Below are 19,637 nucleotides of genomic sequence, written 5' to 3' on the forward strand. Positions count from 1 at the left end.
CATCGTCAACCGATGGCATTGGTCAGGTCATACAGCGGCACCAGCACGGCCACGATCACCGCGCCGACCACCGAGGCCAGCACCAGGGTGATCGCCGGCACCATCGCCGCCAGCATGCGGTCGATGCGCCGGGCGCTGTCCTGTTCGAAGGTGTCGGCGGCCTTGAGCAGCATGGTATCGAGTGCGCCGGATTCCTCGCCGACCTGGATCATCTGCAGCGCCAGGCGCGGGAACCGCTTGCCGCGCGACAGGGCCAGCGACAGGCCGGCGCCGTTCTTCACTTCATCGGCGGCCGTTTCGACGTCAGCGGCCAGGGCGCGGTTGCCCAGCACGTTGCGCGCGATGCCCAGTGCCCCCAGCAAGGGGACGCCGTTGCGCAGCAGTGTGCCCAGCGTGCGCGCCAGCCGGGCGGTTTCCAGCTCGCCGATGAGGCGACCGATGCCACGCCGCTGCAGCAGCCAGCCATCCAGCGCCAACCGGAACGCCGGTTGCCGCGCCTTGCGCTCGAAGAACAGTACCAACACGCCGGGCACCACCAGCAGCAGCACCCACCAGTCACGCACGAACAGGCCCAGCTGCAGTACCGCGTTGGTGAACCACGGCAGCGCCACGTCCAGGCTTTCGTACATCTGCGCGAACTGCGGCACCACGTAGCCGAGCAGGAACAACAGCGCGCCACCGACCACCACCAGCAGGATCGCCGGGTAGACCAGCGCGTTGATGACCTTGCCCTGCAGCGCGCGGCTGCGCTCGAGGTAGTCGGCCAGGCGTTGCAGGGTTTCATGCAGGCTGCCACCGGCTTCGCCGGCGCGCACCATGTTCACGTACAGGCGCGAGAACAGCCCATGCTGGCGCTCCAGCGCGGTGGACAGCGGTGCGCCACCGCGCACCACGTCGCGGATGTCGGTGATCGCGCGGCGCGATCGTTCGTCCTCGGGCAACCCCAGCAGGATGGACAGCGCGCGGTCCAGCGGCTGGCCAGCACCGAGCAGGGTCGCCAACTGCTGGGTGAACTGCAGCAGCGCGGCCCCCTGCAGCGGGCGCTGCTGCAGCAGGTTGCGCCAGCTGCTGCCGCCGATCGCGCCGGCGTCGGCCAGCTGCGTCTCCATCGGCAGGTGGCCCTGGTCCTGCAGGCGCGCGATCAGCTCGGCCTCGCTGGCCGCTTCCATCTGCCCATCGAAGACCTCGCCATGCGGATTGAGCGCCTTGTAGCGATAGTTCGGCATGTCAGCCCCGGCGTCCTGCACGCATCAGCTTTCCTCGGTCACGCGCAGCACTTCCTCGATGGTGGTCTGCCCGCTCAACGCCTTGGACAGGCCATCCTCGTACATGGTGCGCATGCCGGCCTCGCGGGCGATGCGCTCGATCTCGCCCATGCCATCGCGGCGCATCACCGCACGGCGCAGCGCATCGTTCATCACCAGGAATTCCATGATGGTGGTACGCCCCAGGTAGCCGGTCGGTGCCAGCGCAGACGGCTTCGGGCGGTACAGGTGGATCGGCCCTTCCGGCTGCAGGCGGCGCAGTTCGAACCGCTCGATCTCTTCCGGCGAGGCTTCGTAGCGCTCGGCGTGGGTCGGCTCCAGCCGGCGTACCAGGCGCTGGGCCAGGATGCCGTTGATGGTGGACGTGAGCAGGTAGTCCTCCACGCCCATGTCGAGCAGGCGGGTGATGCCACCGGCGGCGTTGTTGGTATGCAGGGTGGACAGCACCAGGTGGCCGGTCAGCGCCGACTGGATGGCGATGCGCGCGGTTTCCAGGTCGCGCATTTCACCGATCATGATGATGTCCGGATCCTGGCGCACGATGCTGCGCAGGGCATTGGCGAAGTCGAGGCCGATCTGCGGCTTGGCCTGGATCTGGTTGATGCCTTCGATCTGGTATTCCACCGGGTCTTCGACCGTGATGATCTTGACGTCGGCGGTGTTGAGCTGGCTCAGCGCGGTGTACAGCGTGGTGGTCTTGCCCGAGCCGGTCGGGCCGGTGACCAGCAGGATGCCATGCGGCTGTTCCAGCACCTTGCGGAACTGCGGCAGGAAGGCATCGGTGAAGCCGAGCCGGTGGAAATCGAACACCACCGTTTCGCGGTCCAGCAGGCGCATCACCACGCTTTCGCCATGCGCGGTCGGTACCGTGCTCACGCGCAGGTCCAGCTCCTTGCCCTGCACGCGCAGCATGATGCGGCCGTCCTGCGGCAGGCGGCGCTCGGCGATGTTGAGCCGGGCCATGATCTTGATGCGGCTGATCACCGCAGCGGTGAGGTTGGCCGGCGGGCTTTCGCCCTCCACCAGCACGCCATCGACGCGGTAGCGGACCTTCAACCGGCTCTCGAACGGTTCGACATGGATATCCGAAGCGCGCAGCTCCACCGCACGCTGGATCACCAGGTTGACCAGGCGGATCACCGGTGCTTCCGACGCAAGGTCGCGCAGGTGCTCGATGTCGTCGACCGCACCGCCCTCGCCATCCGCGGTTTCCACGATCGCGCCCATCGCGCTGCGGCCCTGGCCGAACCAGCGCTCGACCAGGTCATCGATCTCCGCGCGCATGCCCAGCACCGGTATCACCGGAACCCCAAGGGCCAACTGCACGGCCTGCTGTGGATAGGCGTCGTGGGCATCGGCCAGCCACAGCCGCACCCCGTGTTCATCCAACTCCAGCGGGCACACATGGAACTGCTTCAGGAAGCGCAGCGACAGCGGAAGGCCCTCGGCCAGCGCCTGCGGCGGGGCCTCCGGCACCTGCTTGCCCTCCAGCAGCGGCAGGCCCAGCACCTCAGCGCTGGCCTGTGCCTGGTCGCGTTCAGACACCAGGCCCAGGCGCACCAGCAGGCCCAGCAGACTGCCGCCGGCCTCGGCATGCAATGGCCGCGCGCGTGCCAGGTCTCCTTCCTTGAGCCGACCGCGCGCCAGCAACGCATCCAGGATGCGGCCTTCGGCGTCGTCGGTAACGGTTGCAGCGAGCGCGTTCACGTGACTCTCCTGTCAATCGGCCCGACTTTAGCAGTTAAGCCGTGATTTCCGCCGCCCTGCGGCCACCTTTCGTAAAAAGACGAAGCCCGTCACACAGGGTGACGGGCGTCGGCCGTTCAACTACGACACGAGGTGATTACTGCGTGGCGAGAATGCTCACGCCGTTGTATGCCGCTTCGCCCACCACCTTGATGTAATAGGTGCCCGCCACCGGCTTGTTCACCCGCACCGTTTCGGACGTGCCGGGACGGGTCGACTTGCCGTCGTTGTCGCTGGCGCTCGGCTCACGCCCCTGGGCAATGTAGACCGAGACGTTGCCGGTGCCACCGTAGGTGATCACGCTGAGCTGCTTTCCGGCGACGGCTTCGAAGCTGTACAGCTTGCTGCTGCCGGCAGCACCGTTCAGGCCGCCGACTGCGGCCTTGTTGGTCAGCGGCGTGGCCACCGGCCCGCAGTTTTCGGTGCACGGTTCTTCCAGTGCCTTGGCCAGCGCGGCCTTGGCATCGAGGATGCCGGTACCGATCGGGGTCGCCGCCGGGATGGCGACCGGGAACGGACGCGCCGTTTCCTTCAGCAGGGTACGCATCGCGGCCGGGGTCAACGGATCCTTGCCCTTGGCGATCAGTGCGCTCTGCACCAGTGCCGCAACGGCGGCCACATGCGGCGAGGCCATCGAGGTACCGCCCATGCCCATGTAGCCCGGCGTGCCCGATTCCGGCGTGGTGGCCGCATTGGAGCCGGTCTGCCAGATGTAGCCGCCCGGGTTGCCGTCGACACTGCCGCCACCGCCCGGACCGGACAGGTCCACGCGGGCTCCATAGTTGGAGTAGTAGGTGATGCCACCGGTGATGCGGGTGGCACCCACGGTCACCACGCCTTCGCAGCTGGCCGGCTGGTACTTGGACGCGTTGTCGGCTTCATTGCCGGCAGCCACCACCACCGTGGTACCGCGCGAGATCGCGCCGTTGATCGCGTCCTGGTAGGTGCTGGCGCAGGAACCACCGCCCCCCAGGCTCATGTTGATGATCTCGGCCGGATTGGTGTTGGCCGGGATGCCGGTCACGGTACCACCGGAGGCCCAGGTCACCGCATCAGCGATGTCGGACAGGTAGCCGCCGCACTTGCCCAGCACGCGGACCGGCAGCACCTTGGCCTTGTAGGCGACACCGGCCATGCCGACGCCGTTGTTGGTCTGCTCGGCCACGGTGCCGGCGACGTGGGTGCCGTGCCAGGAACTGTCGTCGGCCAGCGAGCCGTCATAGCACTCGTTGTCGTTCTCGACCCAATCACCGTAGTCCTGCGCACCCGGCACGCGATCGTTGGTCGGGCGCCGCGAGGTCTCCGCATCGCTGATGAAGTCGTAGCCTTCCAGCAGGTTTCCGACCAGGTCCGGATGCTGCGGCAGGACGCCGGTGTCGATCACTGCCACCACGATGCCCTCGCCCTGCGAGACATCCCACGCCGCCGGTGCGTTGATGCCGCCGACCGCATTGTGCAGATGCCACTGGTTCTGCTGGTAGAAGGGATCGTTCGGCACCAGCGCCGGCTGCACGTTGCCGGCACGCAGTTCGCTGCGGCGCAGTTTCACGTCGGCTTCGGCGTACTGCACCGACGGATCGGCCTTCAGTTCCTTCAGCACGCGCTGCAGTTCGGCCGGTGCCAGGCGGCCCTGCACACGGATGAGGTCCGCACCGGTAGACAGCTTGCGGACCACCTGCGGGCCGAGCGTGCTGGCGCGTGACGTGCCGCCGGAGAGACTGGCACGGGTCAGTGCGGACTGCACGGTGGACAGCTTCGCCGAGCGGTCGGTCGCGGCAGCAGCGCCGGCCCGGTACTTGACGATGATGCGCTCGGTACCCGGCTGGGCGGTGCTGGCCTGGCGCACCGGTTCACGGGTCGGCAACCCGGCGGCGTGGACGGCACCGACCGCCGTCATCGACAGCACGGCGGCGGCAAGCACATTGATGCGAAGGTTCTGCTTCTTGATCACGTCGAATTCCTCTTCTGGGTCATGGATCGAACCAACACTGCGGCCATCATTCCTTGACGACTCCCGGCCGGCCCAGCCGGGATTGCCGTGACCTCCCCCCAGGCCCTCACTGCAGGTACGGCGCCGGCGTGGGTGGCCGCCGGCGCGATGGAGTGGCTTACCAGCCGAAGCCGGCACCGACGCCGACCGAACTGTCGTCACTGCTGAAGGCGCCGCCGAAGGTGACCGTGGCGCGATCGCTGATCGCACGCTGGTAACCCAGCGACAACGCCGACTCGCCACCCTGGAAACCGATGCCGACGCCGACACGGTTCTGGGTGCGGATACCGGCGGCACTGGTAGCCATGTTGAGCATCGCTGCGCTCATCGCGCCCTGGCGGTCGATGCGGCGGTCCATGTGGCGCAGGCGTCCGTCGATCTCGCCCTTGAACACATCGAAGCTGTCGGCAACGGCCTGGACGCGACTGTCGGTGTAGCTGTTCGCCGTCGCCATGCCACGATCCAGCTGGCCCTTGTTGACGGCGTCGGTGGCGGTGGTGCCGGCGGCGACGTTGGTGACCTGGCGTTCGTTGCCTTCGCTGCCCACCGAGACCGTGTTGGCACGATCGGCAACCGAGCCCTGGCCCAGCGCCACGGCATTTGCCGCCGTGGCACTGGCGCCCTGGCCGATGGCCGTGGACGAAGCGCCGCTGGCTACCGCGCCATCGCCCATGGCCACGGCGTTGAAGCCGGTGGCCGGGGTGCCGACCGGAATGCCCGCCCCCGCCGCGGCCACCGTCGGCGTGCCCTGCACGCGTGCGGTACTGGCCGGCGCGGCATCGGCCGTTGCCGGTGCGTCGGCCACGCTGGCCTGCGGGCTTTCATCCAGCGAAGCACTCATTGCGCGCAGGCTGGACGCGCCTGCACGCGTGCCACCGGCAGTGCGACGGTCAATCTCACTGACCTTGCGGTCCAGCGCGCCCAGCGCATCGCCGACATTGCTGTAGGTGGCGCCCTGGATCACGTAGTTCGGCGCCACGAACACACCCTGCATGCCGACGCTGGCACCACCGCCGAGGAAGCTGGCGGCATCACTGAGCGACTGGAACAGCTGCCCGCCATTGATCGCCTGGCGGCTGCCGGCGGCGATGTTGCCCGCGCCGACGTTGTCGATGGTGGTGCCCTGGAAGCCGGACAGGGTCAGGCGGTCACGGCTGGCGTCGTCATAGCCGACGGCGCTGGCCGCCGTGGTCTCGACCGTGGCGATGCGCGAGTCGAAATCACCGACACGGGTTTCCACTGCGCCTACGCGCTGGTTGGTGATGTTGAGCTGCGAGCCGGTGACCGCGTCGCTGCTGCCGGCGGCGATGCGGCCGTCGGCCACATTGACGATGCGGCGCGCGGCCGGGCCATCGGTGCCGTTGCCACCACCGACCGACACCACGTTGGCATCGAGCGCACGCGAGCCCGCACCCAGTGCCACCGAGTTCGCACCGGACGCGCCGGCACTGTTGCCCAGTGCAAGCGCACCGTTGCCGATGGCCATCGCATTGGCACCCAGCGCATTGCTGCGTGCGCCGCTGGCACTGGCGGCCGAACCGATCGCTGCGGCATCGCTGCCGCTGGCACTGGCGGTACCCGCGCCGCTGGCCTTGACGTAGCGTGCGGTGCCATCGGCGGTCGCCGCGACCGCATCGAGCTGGCCACGATTGACTGCATCGGTGCGCTCGGTACCGGCGGCGACACGGGTGATCTGTCGATCACTGCTGGCACTGCCGACCGACACGGTGTTGGCACGATCAGCCACCGAGCCTGCGCCCAGTGCGATGCTGCCGGCCGCCGAAGCGTTGGCACTGACACCCACCGCGGTGGCGTTCGCACCGGTGGCCTTGCTGCCGTAGCCCACCGCAGTACCCAGTCGACCACTGGCTTCGGCGTAGCTGCCCAGCGCCGAGGCGCCATCGGCCGAGGCAGTGGCGCGGAAACCGCTGGCCTGCGACTGCGTGCCGCTGGCCGTGGCCTGCGCGCCGCTGGCGGTGCTGTAGGCGCCCTTGGCCTGGGCGCCGGCGCCGGTAGCGCTGGCGCCGAGTTCACTGGCGCTGGCAGCGCTGCCCACGGCCACGCTGTCGACACCACTGGCCTGTGCGTTGGTACCCAGTGCCGCCGCGTTGCTGCCGGTCGCCAGGGCGTCGGCGCCTACCGCCGTGGCGTTGGCGGCCATCGCGTTGGCGCCACTGCCCAGCGCGGTGGCACCGTTGCCGATGGCGTTGGACGCGTTGCCGGCGGCCAAGGCGTTGTCACCGTCCACCAGGGCACCGGCCTCGCCATCGGCATTGCCGCTGGCCTGGAACTGGCGGCTGGTCCTGTCGGCGACGCTGGCAACGGCATCCAGCTGGCCCTTGTTCACCGCGTCGGTGGCTTCGGTACCGGCTGCCACATGGGTCACCTGGCGTTCGCCACCGGCCTTGCCGACGGCCACGGTGTTGTCACGGTCGGCCTTGGAGCCGGCACCGAGGGCGACACTGTTGCTGCCGTTGGCGGTGGCGTTGGCGCCCAGGGCCGTGGCATTGCTGCCGGCGGCCCACGAGTTCCAGCCGATTGCCGTGGCGTAGTCTTCGGTCGCCCATGCGCCGGCACCGAACGCCGCCGCACCGGTGCCACTGGCACGCGACGGGATCAGGCCGAAGAAGGTGCTGCCACCGATGGCCACGCTCTCCTCGCCGCTGGCCTCGCTGGACTGACCCACCGCCACGGCACCGGTACCGGCTGCAGCAGCACCGAAGCCGACGGCGGTCGTGTTGGCACCACTGGCCGCCGAGCCGTAGCCCAATGCGGTGCCGAGGCGTCCACTGGCCTCGGCATAGCCACCGACGGCAGTGGTGCCATCGGCAGAGGCGGCACTACGGAAGCCGCTGGCCAGGGCCTGCGTGCCGCTGGCGTTGGATTCGGTGCCGGTTGCCGTGCTGTACGCACCGCTGGCCTGTGCACGCGCACCGACCGCGCTGGCGCCGAGCTCGCTGGCGCTGGCACCGGTGCCGAGCGCAAGGCTGTCTTCACCGCTGGCCTGCGCTGTGCTGCCCAGCGCCGCCGCATTGTTGCCGGTGGCCAATGCATCGATGCCCACGGCCGTGGCGTTGGCCGCCAGCGCGTTGGCACCGCTGCCCAGCGCGGTGGCCCCGTTGCCGACGGCGTTGGCCGCATCGCCGGCCGCCAGCGCGTTGTCGCCCTCGACCAGTGCCCCTGTTTCGCCATCGGCGTTGCCGCTGGCCTGGAACTGCCTGCTGGTCTTTTCCGCTGCGGCGGCTACGGCGTCGAGCTGGTTCTTGTTGACCGCATCATTGCCCTGCGTGCCATCAGCCACGTTGGTGATCTGGCGGGTGTTGCCACCGCCGCCGACCGACACGGTGTTGTCGCGGTCGGCGATCGAATCGGCACCCAGCGCCACGCTGTTGGCAGCGCGCGATTCGGCGGCGTTGCCCAGCGCGGTGCTGTTGATGCCACCGGACCAGGCGCCGCCACCGACGGCGGTGGAGTAGTTGCCCGATGCTTCGGTGGCCAGCACGCCGAACAGCGATCCGCCGACGGCGACGCTGTTGGTGCCGGTGGCCAGGCTGCCCTGGCCAGTGGCGGTGCTGTAGGCACCGGAGGCTTCCGAATCACCGCCCAGCGCCACGCTGTTGGAGCCGGAGGCATTGGCGAAGTTGCCGAAGGCTGTGGCATTGAAGGCCGAGGCCTGTGCATAGCCACCGATGGCGGTGCTGTAGCCGCCGGTCGCCTCGGCACCGATGCCGAACGCTGCCGACGCGGTGCCACTGGCGACACTCTCGCTGCCGACCGCGGTGGCGCCGCTGCCACTGGCATTGCTGAAGTACCCCACTGCCACCGCCTCCTCGCCGGAGGCTTCGGACAGCACGCCGGTCGCGGTGCTGCCAGCACCGCTGGCGATGCTGGCCGCACCGAACGCCGCACTCTGCTCGCCACTGGCCTCGCTTTCCGCACCCTGCGCGGTTGCGTATTCAGCGGTCGCCTGCGCATTTGCACCGACCGCGCTGGCGTTGGCGGCGCTGGCCAGGGCGTTGACGCCCAGTGCCTGCGCATTGCTGGCCAGCGCGTTGGCGCCACTGCCGAGTGCGGTGGCCCCGTTGCCGATGGCGTTGGCCGCATCACCGGCGGCCAGCGCGTTGTCACCGTCCACCAGTGCACCGGCCACATCACCGCCGTTGCCGCTGGCCTGGAAGAAGCGGCTGGTGGTGGCTGCCGCGCCCGCCACGGCATCCAGCTGCGCCTTGTTCACCGCGTCGGTGGCCTGGGTACCGGCGGCGACGTTGGTCACCTGGCGTTCGTTGCCGGTGCTGCCGACCGAAACGCTGCGGGCGCGGTTGGCGACCGAGCCGGCGCCCAGTGCGACGGCGTTGCTGGCGCTGGCGTTGCTGCCGGCACCGAGCGCGATCGCGCTTTCACCACCGGCCACCGTGTTGGTGCCGATGGCGATGCTGTTGAGGCTGTTGCCCAGCGCCTGGAAGCCGAGCGCCACGCTGTTGTCGCCATAACCGAATGCGCCGCGACCGACGGCGGTGGAGCTGGTGCCGTTGGCCCAGCTGTTGTAACCGATGGAGGTCGCACCACTGCCACTGGCCCAGGCCGCGTTGCCAAATGCCGAGGCATTGGTGGCCGTTGCCCAGGCGCCGGAGCCGAACGCACTCGCCCCGCTTGCGGTAGCCCAGCTGTAGCCACCGACGGCGGTGCTGTCGTCACTGCTGGCGAAGGCGCTGTCGCCAACCGCAACCGCGTAGCTGCCGGTCGCACGCGACTTGCCGCCGGCCGCGAAGCTGTTGTCTCCGCTGGCCCTGGCGGCGTTGCCGAACGCACTGCTGGCAGCACCGGTCGCCTGCGCACCACTGCCGACCGCTGTGGCGTCGGCGACGGCAGTGGTGCCGACCTGCTGTGCCGTACCGTCGGCACCGATGATCGGCTGGTTGTACTCGTCGTAGGCCTGGCCGAGGCCACCGATGGCAACACCGCCATTGCCGGTGGCGTTGCTGTTGCGACCCACCGCCACGGCGTCGTCACCGATGGCCGAGGCTGCTGCGCCCTGTGCAACCGCGCCGGCGCCGATCGCATTGCTCGACGAACCCGCCGCAACCGCACCTTCGCCCTCGGCCAATGCACCCGCATCGCTGCCTGCTTCCGGCTGGGCCTGGAAGAAGCGCGCTGTGCTGTCGGCGGTGCTGGCCACCGCGTCGAGCTGCGCCTTGTTCACTGCATCGGTGGCTTCACTGCCCGCGGCGACGCTGGTGATCTGCCGTTCGTTGCCGGCACTGCCCACGGCCACGCTGTTGGCACGCACCGCTTCGGAGTTGGCGCCGAGCGCAACGCTGTTGGCACCGCGTGCGGTGGCGTAGTAGCCCACGGCGGTGCTCTGCGCGCCGCTGGCCCAGGTCTGCGCGCCGAGCGCGCTGGCGTTCTCGCCCGGTGCGTAGGCGAAGTAGCCGACCGCAGTCGCTTCGGCGCCGGACGCTTCGGTCAGGCTGCCGTTGGCCACCGCGCGATCACCGCTGGCGATGGCACCGGCGCCGACGGCGGTCGACGCTTCGCCGCTGGCCTGGGTCTGCACGAAGAAGCCCAGGCCTGGAATCAGATCGGCCGGGCCGCCGATGGCCACGCTGCTGGTGCCGGTGGCATTGCTCTGCGTACCCAGCGCGGTGGAGTAATCACCGATGGCATTGGCAACCGCACCGAACGCGGACGACTGCGCGCCGGCGGCATATGCGCCAACGCCATAGGACGACGCGGCGAAACCACCGGCCTCGGCACTCGCACCCACCGCAGTACCCCCGACACCGGCACTGGTGGCGCCGGTTTCCACCGGCACGCCGCCACTGGTGATCAGCGGATTGCCATCGGCATCCACCGCAGCACCACCGACGGCGACACTGCCTGGGCCGTTGGCCTGTGCATTGTTGCCGAACGCGGCGCTGTTCTGACCTGAGGCCAGTGCGTTGTTGCCAACGGCGGTGGCGTTCTGCGCGACGGCGGTTGCACCGGCGCCCACGGCCGTCGCACCCTTGCCGATCGCATTGGCGGCCTCGCCAGCCGCCAGCGCCTCGTCGCCCTCGGCCAATGCACCCGCATCACTGTTGCTGCTGCCCGTGGCCTGGAAACGCTTGGCGGTGGCATCGGCCACGGCGGCGACGCCCTTCAACTGGCCGACGTTGACCGCGTCGGTGTCTTCGGTGCCCGCCGCGACGCTGGTGATCTGCCGGGTCAGGCCGTATTCGGCGGCGCCGACCGACACGGTGTCGACACGGTCGGCCAGCGAGCCGGCGCCCAGCGCCACGCTGCCGGTGGCGACCGCCGCCGAGTTGGACCCCAGCGCGGTGCTGTACTCACCCACGGCAGTGCTGAACGCCCCCACCGCGATCGATGCTTCATTGGCGGCAGTGGCGCCGCGGCCCAGTGCGGTGCTGCCCGGGCCCATCGCCACGGCACCACCGCCGACGGCCGTCGCGCCATCGGCAGTGGCTTCGGACAACGCACCGAGTGCGGTGGCCGCGCCGTTCTCGCTGGCTGCGTACGCGCTGGCGCCGACGGCTGTATCGCCAAGCCCGAACGCGGCCGCGCTCTGCCCGACCACCACGCTGGCATCGCCGATGGCCAGGGCGCCCTGGCCGAAGGCACTGGCGCCGAGACCGGCGGCAATGGCCTGGGTTCCGATGGCGGTGGTGGCGTTGGCCAGCGCCTGTGCACCGGCGCCGGCCGCGACTGCGCCCTGCCCCTCGATCTTCGCCGCGTCGCTGTCATCGCCTGCGCCGTCGGCCTTGAAATAGCGGTTTCCATCGGCGGCTACATCAGCCAGCGCGGCCTGCGTGGCGCGCGCCTGCGCGTCCAGCTGCGCCTTGTTCACCGCATCGGTGCCCTGCGTGCCAGCAGCCACGTTGGTGATCTGCCGCTCCTTGCCGGCATCGCCGATGGACACGGTATTGGCCCGCGTGGCCTTGGAGCCAGCGCCCAGCGCCACGCTGTTGGCGGCGCTGGCATTGCTGTTGCTGCCGATCGCCACCGCGTTGCTGCCCTTGGCCGTGGCCGAGCCTTCGATCAGGCACTTTTCCAGCAGCTTGCCGCTGAATGCAACGCAGGTGGCGCTGCCGCCGATCTGCACCGACTGTGCCGTCGCGCTGCCGCTCATGCCCAACCCCAATACCAGGCCCAGTGCCACCGCCAGCAGTGCGGGCGTGGCCTGTGTCGCATCGCGGCGCTGGTCGACGACCCCGCCACTGCTGCTGTCGGAGGAGGCCAGTTCCGAGGCCACCACCAACTGACCCAGTGCTTTGTTCCAGACCTTGCGATAAATCCGATTCATCGGTACGGCTCCTGATTGGACTGGTTTTGGGCAAAGCAACGCCACCGCTGGGCTTTCCGGCCCAACGTCCCCTGGGGGCGTTTATTCGCGTGATTTACTGCGGGGTATTGCCGAACGGCGCGCAGCGACAGAAAACCGAGCGCGTGCGCCAACCGGTTACTGCGAAATGAATGATTCTGAAACGGGGTTCAAGTGTTAACGGCAACTTTGCAGATCGTCAAGACTTTGACACGACAAATCCTATTGCCGTGAAGCAGTTCACTATTTCACGTGTTTATAAAGGCATTTTGTTAGACATACGTGACGAACTGCTGGCGCATGAAAACGGATGTAACTAGCGGCCAGATCAGCAATTTCACGCACACAAAGAAAAACCCGCCGACAAAGCGGCGGGTTTTTCCATACGCGGTGGCATTGCGGCCTGCGCGGAACGCTGCGATCAGCCGCACCACACCCGCGCGTTGCGGAACATGCGCATCCACGGCGAATCACCCTGCCATTCAGCCGGTGCCCAGCTCAGGTTGAGCGCGCGCGGGGTGCGCTCCGGGTGCGGCATCATGATGGTGACGCGGCCGTCGGTGCTGGTCAGGCCGGTGATGCCGTCCGGCGAACCGTTCGGGTTCAGCGGGTACTGGCTGGCGACGTTGCCATGGCCATCGATGTAGCGCAGCGAGACGCGGGCGGCAGCCTGGTCGACGGCGTTGTCGAACACGGCCTGGCCTTCGCCGTGCGCCACCGCTACCGGCAGGCGCGAGCCGGCCATGCCACGCAGCAGGATCGACGGCGATTCCACCACTTCCAGCAGCGCGGTGCGGGCTTCGAACTGCTCGCTGGCATTGCGGCGGAACTGCGGCCAGTGTCCGGCACCCGGGATGATGTTCTTGAGCTGGCTCATCATCTGGCAGCCGTTGCACACGCCCAGCGCGAAGCTGTCTTCGCGCGCGAAGAACGCGGCGAAGGCATCACGCAGCGCACTGCGCTCCAGGATCGAGGTGGCCCAGCCACGGCCGGCACCGAGCACATCGCCGTAGCTGAAGCCGCCGCAGGCGACCAGGCCGGTGAAATCCTGCAGCGCCACGCGGCCTTCGATCAGGTCGCTCATGTGCACGTCGAAGGCGCGGAAGCCGGCACGTTCGAAGGCGTTGGCCATTTCGATCTGGCCGTTGACGCCCTGCTCGCGCAGCACCGCCACGCGCGGACGCGCACCGGTGCTGATGAACGGTGCCGCCACATCCTCGTTCAGGTCGAAGCTGAGCTTGGGCTTCAGGCCCGGTGCGTTGAAGGCACGGGCGACCTCGCGCTCGGCATCGGCGTTGGCCGGGTTGTCGCGGCGCTTCTGCATCGCGTGGGTGACCGACCACCAGGCGTCGAACAGTGCGTCCCAACGCCATTCGGCCAGGTTCTCGCCACCCAGCGACACGCGCACCACCGGCGCGGTGGTCGGCTTGGCGATGCGCTGTGCGCATTCGGTCAGTGCGTGGCGTTCGACCAGGTCGGCGAACGCAGCGCGGTCTTCGCGCGCGATCTGCACCACCGCACCCAGTTCTTCGTTGAACAGGCTGCGGAACGGATCATCGCCCCAGGCATCGAGCGTGATGTCCAGGCCAAGACGCGAAGTGAAGGCCATTTCGCACAGCGCGGCGAAGGCACCACCGTCGCTGCGGTCGTGGTAGGCCAGCAGCAGGCCGGACTGGCGCGCATCGCGGATCAGCTCGAAGAAGCCACGCAGGCGCTGCGGATCGTCCAGGTCCGGAGCGGCACCGGCGAAGGCCGGCAGGTCGCCATGGTCGGCGTGCACCTGGGCCAGGATCGAACCGCCCAGGCGCTGCTTGCCGGCACCCAGGCCGATCAGCCACAGCTCGCTGTCCACGTCGCGGTCGAGCAGCGGGGTCAGCTGCTTGCGCACGTCGGCGACCGGCGCGAACGCCGAGATCACCAGCGACACCGGCGACACGCTCTTGTGCGCTTCGCCCTGGTCGTGCCACTGCGCCTGCATCGACAGCGAGTCCTTGCCCACCGGGATGCTGATGTCCAGCTGCGGGCACAGTTCCATGCCCACCGCCTTCACCGCGTCGTACAGCAGTGCGTCTTCGCCCGGATGGCCGGCCGCGGCCATCCAGTTCGCCGACAGCTTGATTTCATCCAGCGCATCGACCGGGGCCGCACACAGGTTGGTCAGCGCTTCGCCCACCGCCATGCGTGCCGACGCAGCGGCGTCGAGCAGGGCCAGCGGGGTGCGCTCGCCGATCGACATCGCTTCGCCGGCCACGCCATCGAAGTCGGCCAGGGTGATCGCCACGTCGGCCACCGGCAGCTGCCACGGGCCGACCATCTGCTCACGCGCGGTCAGGCCACCGACGCTGCGGTCACCGATGGTGACCAGGAAGTTCTTCGAGGCGACGGTCGGGTGCGCGAGTACGCGCAGGCCGGCTTCCTGCAGGTCCAGGCCGCCGGTCTTCAGCACCGGCCAGCGCGGTGCCGGCGGGTGCGCGGTGTCGCGGTGCATCTTCGGCGGCTTGCCGAACAGCACGTCCATCGGCAGGTCGATCGGCGCATCGGCCGGGGTGTGGCCCGGCACGGCACCGTAGGCCACCACCAGGTGCTCCTCGGCGGTGGCCACGCCAACGGCAGCGAACGGGCAGCGCTCGCGGGCGCACAGCGCGGCGAACTCGGCCAGGCGCTCCTGGGCCACGCCCAGCACGTAGCGCTCCTGCGACTCGTTGCACCACAGCTGCATCGGCGACAGCGACGGATCATCGGTGGGCACCTTGCCCAGGTCGATGACACCGCCGACCTTGGAGTCGTGCAGCAGTTCGGGGATGGCATTGGACAGGCCACCGGCACCGACGTCGTGGAAGAACTTGATCGGGTTGTTGGCGCCCATCGCCACGCAGCGGTCGATGACCTCCTGGCAGCGGCGCTCCATTTCCGGGTTGTCGCGCTGCACGCTGGCAAAGTCCAGGTCCTCGGCGCTCTCGCCGGAGGCCACCGAACTGGCGGCGCCACCGCCCAGGCCGATCAGCATCGCCGGCCCGCCGAGCACGATGACCGCATCACCGGCCTGCAGCGGGATCTTGTCGACCTGCACGCGATCAATCGCGCCGAGGCCGCCGGCCAGCATGATCGGCTTGTCGTACGCACGCACCAGATCGGCGCCTTCCGGCAGCTCGAAGCTGCGGAAGTAGCCGAGCAGGTTCGGTCGGCCGAATTCGTTGTTGAACGCGGCGCCGCCGAGCGGGCCGTCGGTCATGATTTCCAGCGCCGGCGCCATGCGCGGGTTCAGCGCGCGCGGCGCTTCCCACGGCTGCGGCAGCTCGGGGATGCGCAGGTGCGAGACCGAGAAGCCGGTCAGGCCCGCCTTCGGCTTGCCGCCACGGCCGGTCGCGCCCTCATCGCGGATCTCGCCACCGGCACCGGTCGAGGCACCCGGGAACGGCGCGATCGCGGTCGGATGGTTGTGCGTTTCCACCTTGATCTGGAACGCGCTGGGCACCTGCGGCTCGCGGCGGTATTCGCCACTGGCCGGATCGGGGCGATAGCGCGAGGCCGGATGGCCTTCGATCACCGCGGCATTGTCGCTGTACGCGCTGAGCGTGTGCTGCGGAGTCTGCTGGTGGGTGTTCTTGATCATCCGGAACAGCGAGCGGTCCTGCTCCTGGCCGTCGATGGTCCAGCTGGCGTTGAAGATCTTGTGGCGGCAGTGCTCGGAATTGGCCTGCGCGAACATCATCAGTTCCACGTCCGACGGCGACCGGCCCAGCGCAGTGAAACGCTCGCGCAGGTAGTCGATCTCGTCCTGGGCCATGGCCAGGCCGAGGCGCTGGTTGGCGGCCTCCAGCTGGTCCACCGGCACGCGCTCCAGTTCACCCCGGGCCGGTGCCGAGAACAGCGCCTGGCCCTGTTCCACGGTCTCCAGCACCGACTGCGTCATCGGGTCGTGCAGCGCCTTGACCAGCGCCTGCTGGGCGGCGGCATCGGCCGGCCAGCCCTGCACGTCGATGCGCAGGCCACGTTCGACCCGGCTGACCGGCTGGCCGGCACCGCGGACCAGTTCGGTGGCCTTGCTCGACCACGGCGACAGCGTGCCCAGGCGCGGCACCACGATGCGGCTGACCGCGCCGTCGGCCACGGCTTCGGCCTGCGGCGCCGCTTCGAGGATGCGGCACAGGGTGGTCAGGTCTGGGGCGGCGCTGCCTTCGGGCTGCACGAAATAGACGTGCCAGGCACCGCTGATGCGCAGGGAGGGAGCGATGGACTGCAGGCGGGATTCAAGACGTTCGCGGCGGAACGGCGACAGGGCGGGCGCGCCCTCGAGGACCATCATGTCCGGGGAACCGTAGTTGGGAAACGGGCCCGACATTGTACCGGAAGCGGGGGAAGGGCTCTGGCCGGGCGGCGCCCGGCACCCGCCGAGGCCAGGGCAACGGCAACAGCAACGGCCAAAGCAAAAGCGGGGTTCCCGTGGGGTGGCGGGGTGGGTCCGGTGGCGGGGGACGCCGTAAACCCGTCCCTGGGGGCTTGGCCGCGGCATCCATGCCGCGGACACCCCCGCCACCGGACCCACCCCGCCTTCGACAGATTTCCGCGATCTGCGGTAAATCCACGCCATGCGTGCATGCTCTGCGGTAGTGCCGGCCGCTGGCCGGCAACCAGGGAAATCTCAGAAGTCGGGCATTGAAGAGCGAAGCGACCGGCTTTTGCTTTTGATTTTTTGTTCTGTCTTTCGTGGCTGGCCGCGCAGGAACCTGTCCGTGGCCGGGCGGGTGGGTTGCGCAGGGGCGTAAGCGCCATGGATGGCGCGCCCGAGCCTACAGGGACGTATTCACGGCGTCCCCTGCGCAGCCCACCCACCCGGCCAACCCCAGAAATCTGCTTTTCGCGGAAAGCCCCCAGCCACGATGGGGCTCCGCCGATGGCCGCCGACCGCGCGCAGCGCCGCTCTCCGCCCGAATCCCGGAACCATGCGCTTGCTCACGGATTGACCACGCGATTGATGACAACGTTGTCCCCACCTGGCGCCGGACTCTCTCCCCGGCCCCCCAGGTACCCCGTCCGCCCCCTCCGTCGCCTTCCCGGGCGACGCCCGGACCTGCGTCACGCGCGGCGCCATCGGGGCCCGCGCGCCCTTTGATCGGAGACTTACCCATGTACGACCCGATTGTGCGCAGTGCCGAACGTTCGACCCGAAGCTGTCGTCCCCGCCACCTGGCCTGGCTGCTTGCCCTGGCCGCCGGTACCGCCGCCCTGCCCGGCCTGGCGCAGGCTGCCAGCTGTGCCGGCGTGGCCCAGTGGGACCAGGCCAGGATCTACCGGGCCGGCGATACCCTGCAGAAAGGAGGCGTCCTCTATCGGGCGAACCAGGACATCTGGAACGCGCCGCCGGACCATCCGGCCGGTGCGCCCTACTACACCAACCTTGGTGCCTGCGATGGCAGCGGCAGCAACCAGCCGCCGGTGGTCAGCCTGACCTCGCCGGCCAACGGCGCCACCTTCAGCGCCGGCAGCACGGTCAACGTGACCGCTACCGCCAGTGACCCGGACGGCAGCGTCGCCAAGGTCGAGTTCTTCCGCGACGGCAGCTCGCTGGGCGTGGCCACCGGTGCGCCGTATGCGGCCAGCTGGGCCAATGCCAGCGCCGGCAGCCACACCCTGCGTGCGGTCGCGACCGACAACAACAACGCCACCACCAGCACCCCGACCATCACCATCACCGTCAACGCCGCCGGTGGCGACACCACCGCACCGAGCGTGCCGGGCGGGCTGGCGGTCGGCACCCGTACCGCCAACAGCATCGCGCTCAGCTGGAGCCCGTCCACCGACAACACCGGTGGCAGTGGCCTGGCTGGCTATGACGTGTACCGCAACGGCAGCCTGGTCGGTTCGCCGTCCAGCGCCAGCTATGTGGATGGCGGGCTGACCGCATCGACCACCTACCGTTACCGCGTGCGGGCGCGCGACAACGCCGGCAACGCGTCGGCGCAGGGCACCGAAATCAGCGCCACCACGCTGGCCGGTGACGGCGGCACCACCGGCAAGCGCGTCATCGGTTACTTCACCCAGTGGGGCATCTACGGCCGCAACTACCGGGTCAAGAACATCGACAGCAGCGGCTCGGCCGCACGCCTGACCCACATCAACTACGCGTTCGGCAACGTGCGCAACAACCGATGCGAAGTCGGCATCACCCAGCCGTCGGATCCGAACAGCGGTGCCGGTGGCGATGCCTTCGCCGACTACACCAAGGCCTTCAGTGCCGCCGAGAGCGTCAGCGGCAGTGCCGATACCTGGGACCAGCCGCTGCGCGGCAACTGGAACCAGCTCAAGCAGCTCAAGGCCAAATACCCGGGCATGAAGGTGCTGATCTCGCTGGGTGGCTGGACCTGGTCGCGCGGCTTCTCCAGCGCAGCGCGCCCGGAAAACCGCCAGGCCTTCGTCGCCTCGTGCATCGACGCCTACATCAAGGGCAACCTGCCGGTGACCGACGGTGCCGGCGGTGCCGGTGCCGCGCTGGGCGTGTTCGACGGCATCGACATCGACTGGGAATACCCGGTGGCCTGTGGCATCGAATGCGGCAAGCCGGAAGACAACGCCAACTTCACCGCGCTGATGGCCGAGTTCCGCCGCCAGCTCGATGCGGTGCGGCCGGGCCTGTTGCTGACGGTGGCGGTGGGTGCCGGCATCGACAAGATCCGTGTCACCGATCCGGCCGCCTACCACCCGTACCTGGACTACATCAACGTGATGACCTACGACTTCCACGGCGCGTGGGATGCGAAGACCAATCACCAGTCGGCGCTGTTCGATTCGCCGAATGATCCGTCCACCGGCGACCAGAAGCTGTACAACAGCAACGACGCCATCGAGGCCTTCATCAGCCGTGGCGTGCCCGCCGCCAAGCTCAACCTGGGCATTGGCTACTACGGGCGTGGCTGGACGGGTGTGGCCAACGCCAACAACGGCCTGTACCAGACCGCGACCGGCGCCGCCCCGGGTACGTATGAAGCCGGCATCGAGGACTGGAAGGTGCTGAAGAACCTGGCGTGGCCGGGCTACACCGACAACACCGCCGGTGCCACCTGGATCTACAACGGCAGCACGCTGTGGAGCTTCGACACCCCGGCCAACATCACCCGCAAGATGGGTTACGTGAAGACCCAGGGCCTGGGCGGCGCGTTCGTCTGGGAGTTCAGCGGTGACGATGCGCAGGGCACGCTGACCAAGGCGGTCAGTGATGGCCTGAAGTAAGCAAAAGGCCGGGGATGCGACACGCATCCCCGGCTTCCTGCCTGTAGAGCCGAGCCCATGCTCGGCTGCTGTTTCCGCAGCCGAGCATGGG

Annotated in this window: 6 protein-coding genes; 1 reads left to right on the forward strand and 5 read right to left on the reverse strand. The window is 69.0% G+C overall.

Annotated elements, in window-relative coordinates:
* Nucleotides 1–5: 5 nt before the first annotated feature.
* The 5 genes from E5790_RS06730 to purL all read right to left on the reverse strand — a co-directional run bounded on the left by E5790_RS06730 (nucleotide 6) and on the right by purL (nucleotide 16,625).
* Nucleotides 6–1,226 carry a type II secretion system F family protein gene (locus E5790_RS06730; RefSeq protein ID WP_032956504.1) on the reverse strand — a complete coding sequence of 407 codons (1,221 nt, stop codon included), beginning with the start codon at nucleotides 1,224–1,226 and terminating at the stop codon, nucleotides 6–8.
* 24 nt (nucleotides 1,227–1,250) lie between these two features.
* Nucleotides 1,251–2,972, reverse strand: a complete 1,722-nt coding sequence (gspE, locus tag E5790_RS06735; RefSeq protein WP_032956506.1) for a type II secretion system ATPase GspE — start codon at nucleotides 2,970–2,972, stop codon at nucleotides 1,251–1,253.
* Between the two features lie 136 nt (nucleotides 2,973–3,108).
* Nucleotides 3,109–4,962 carry a S8 family peptidase gene (locus E5790_RS06740; protein ID WP_014645887.1) on the reverse strand — a complete coding sequence of 618 codons (1,854 nt, stop codon included), beginning with the start codon at nucleotides 4,960–4,962 and terminating at the stop codon, nucleotides 3,109–3,111.
* Between the two features lie 157 nt (nucleotides 4,963–5,119).
* The gene (locus tag E5790_RS06745; RefSeq protein ID WP_111205447.1) at nucleotides 5,120–12,301 is read right to left on the reverse strand and encodes an ESPR-type extended signal peptide-containing protein; all 7,182 of its coding nucleotides are present in this window, start codon (nucleotides 12,299–12,301) and stop codon (nucleotides 5,120–5,122) included.
* 439 nt (nucleotides 12,302–12,740) lie between these two features.
* Entirely contained in the window at nucleotides 12,741–16,625 is a 3,885-nt protein-coding gene (purL, locus tag E5790_RS06755) for a phosphoribosylformylglycinamidine synthase (protein ID WP_111205448.1), read from the reverse strand.
* An 821-nt stretch (nucleotides 16,626–17,446) separates the two neighbouring features.
* Here purL and E5790_RS06760 point away from each other — a divergent pair.
* Entirely contained in the window at nucleotides 17,447–19,546 is a 2,100-nt protein-coding gene (locus tag E5790_RS06760) for a glycosyl hydrolase family 18 protein (protein ID WP_014645883.1), read from the forward strand.
* Nucleotides 19,547–19,637: the final 91 nt, after the last annotated feature.

This window comes from Stenotrophomonas sp. PAMC25021 (genome assembly GCF_004795795.1).
In the GTDB taxonomy this organism is placed as follows: Bacteria; Pseudomonadota; Gammaproteobacteria; order Xanthomonadales; family Xanthomonadaceae; genus Stenotrophomonas; species Stenotrophomonas muris.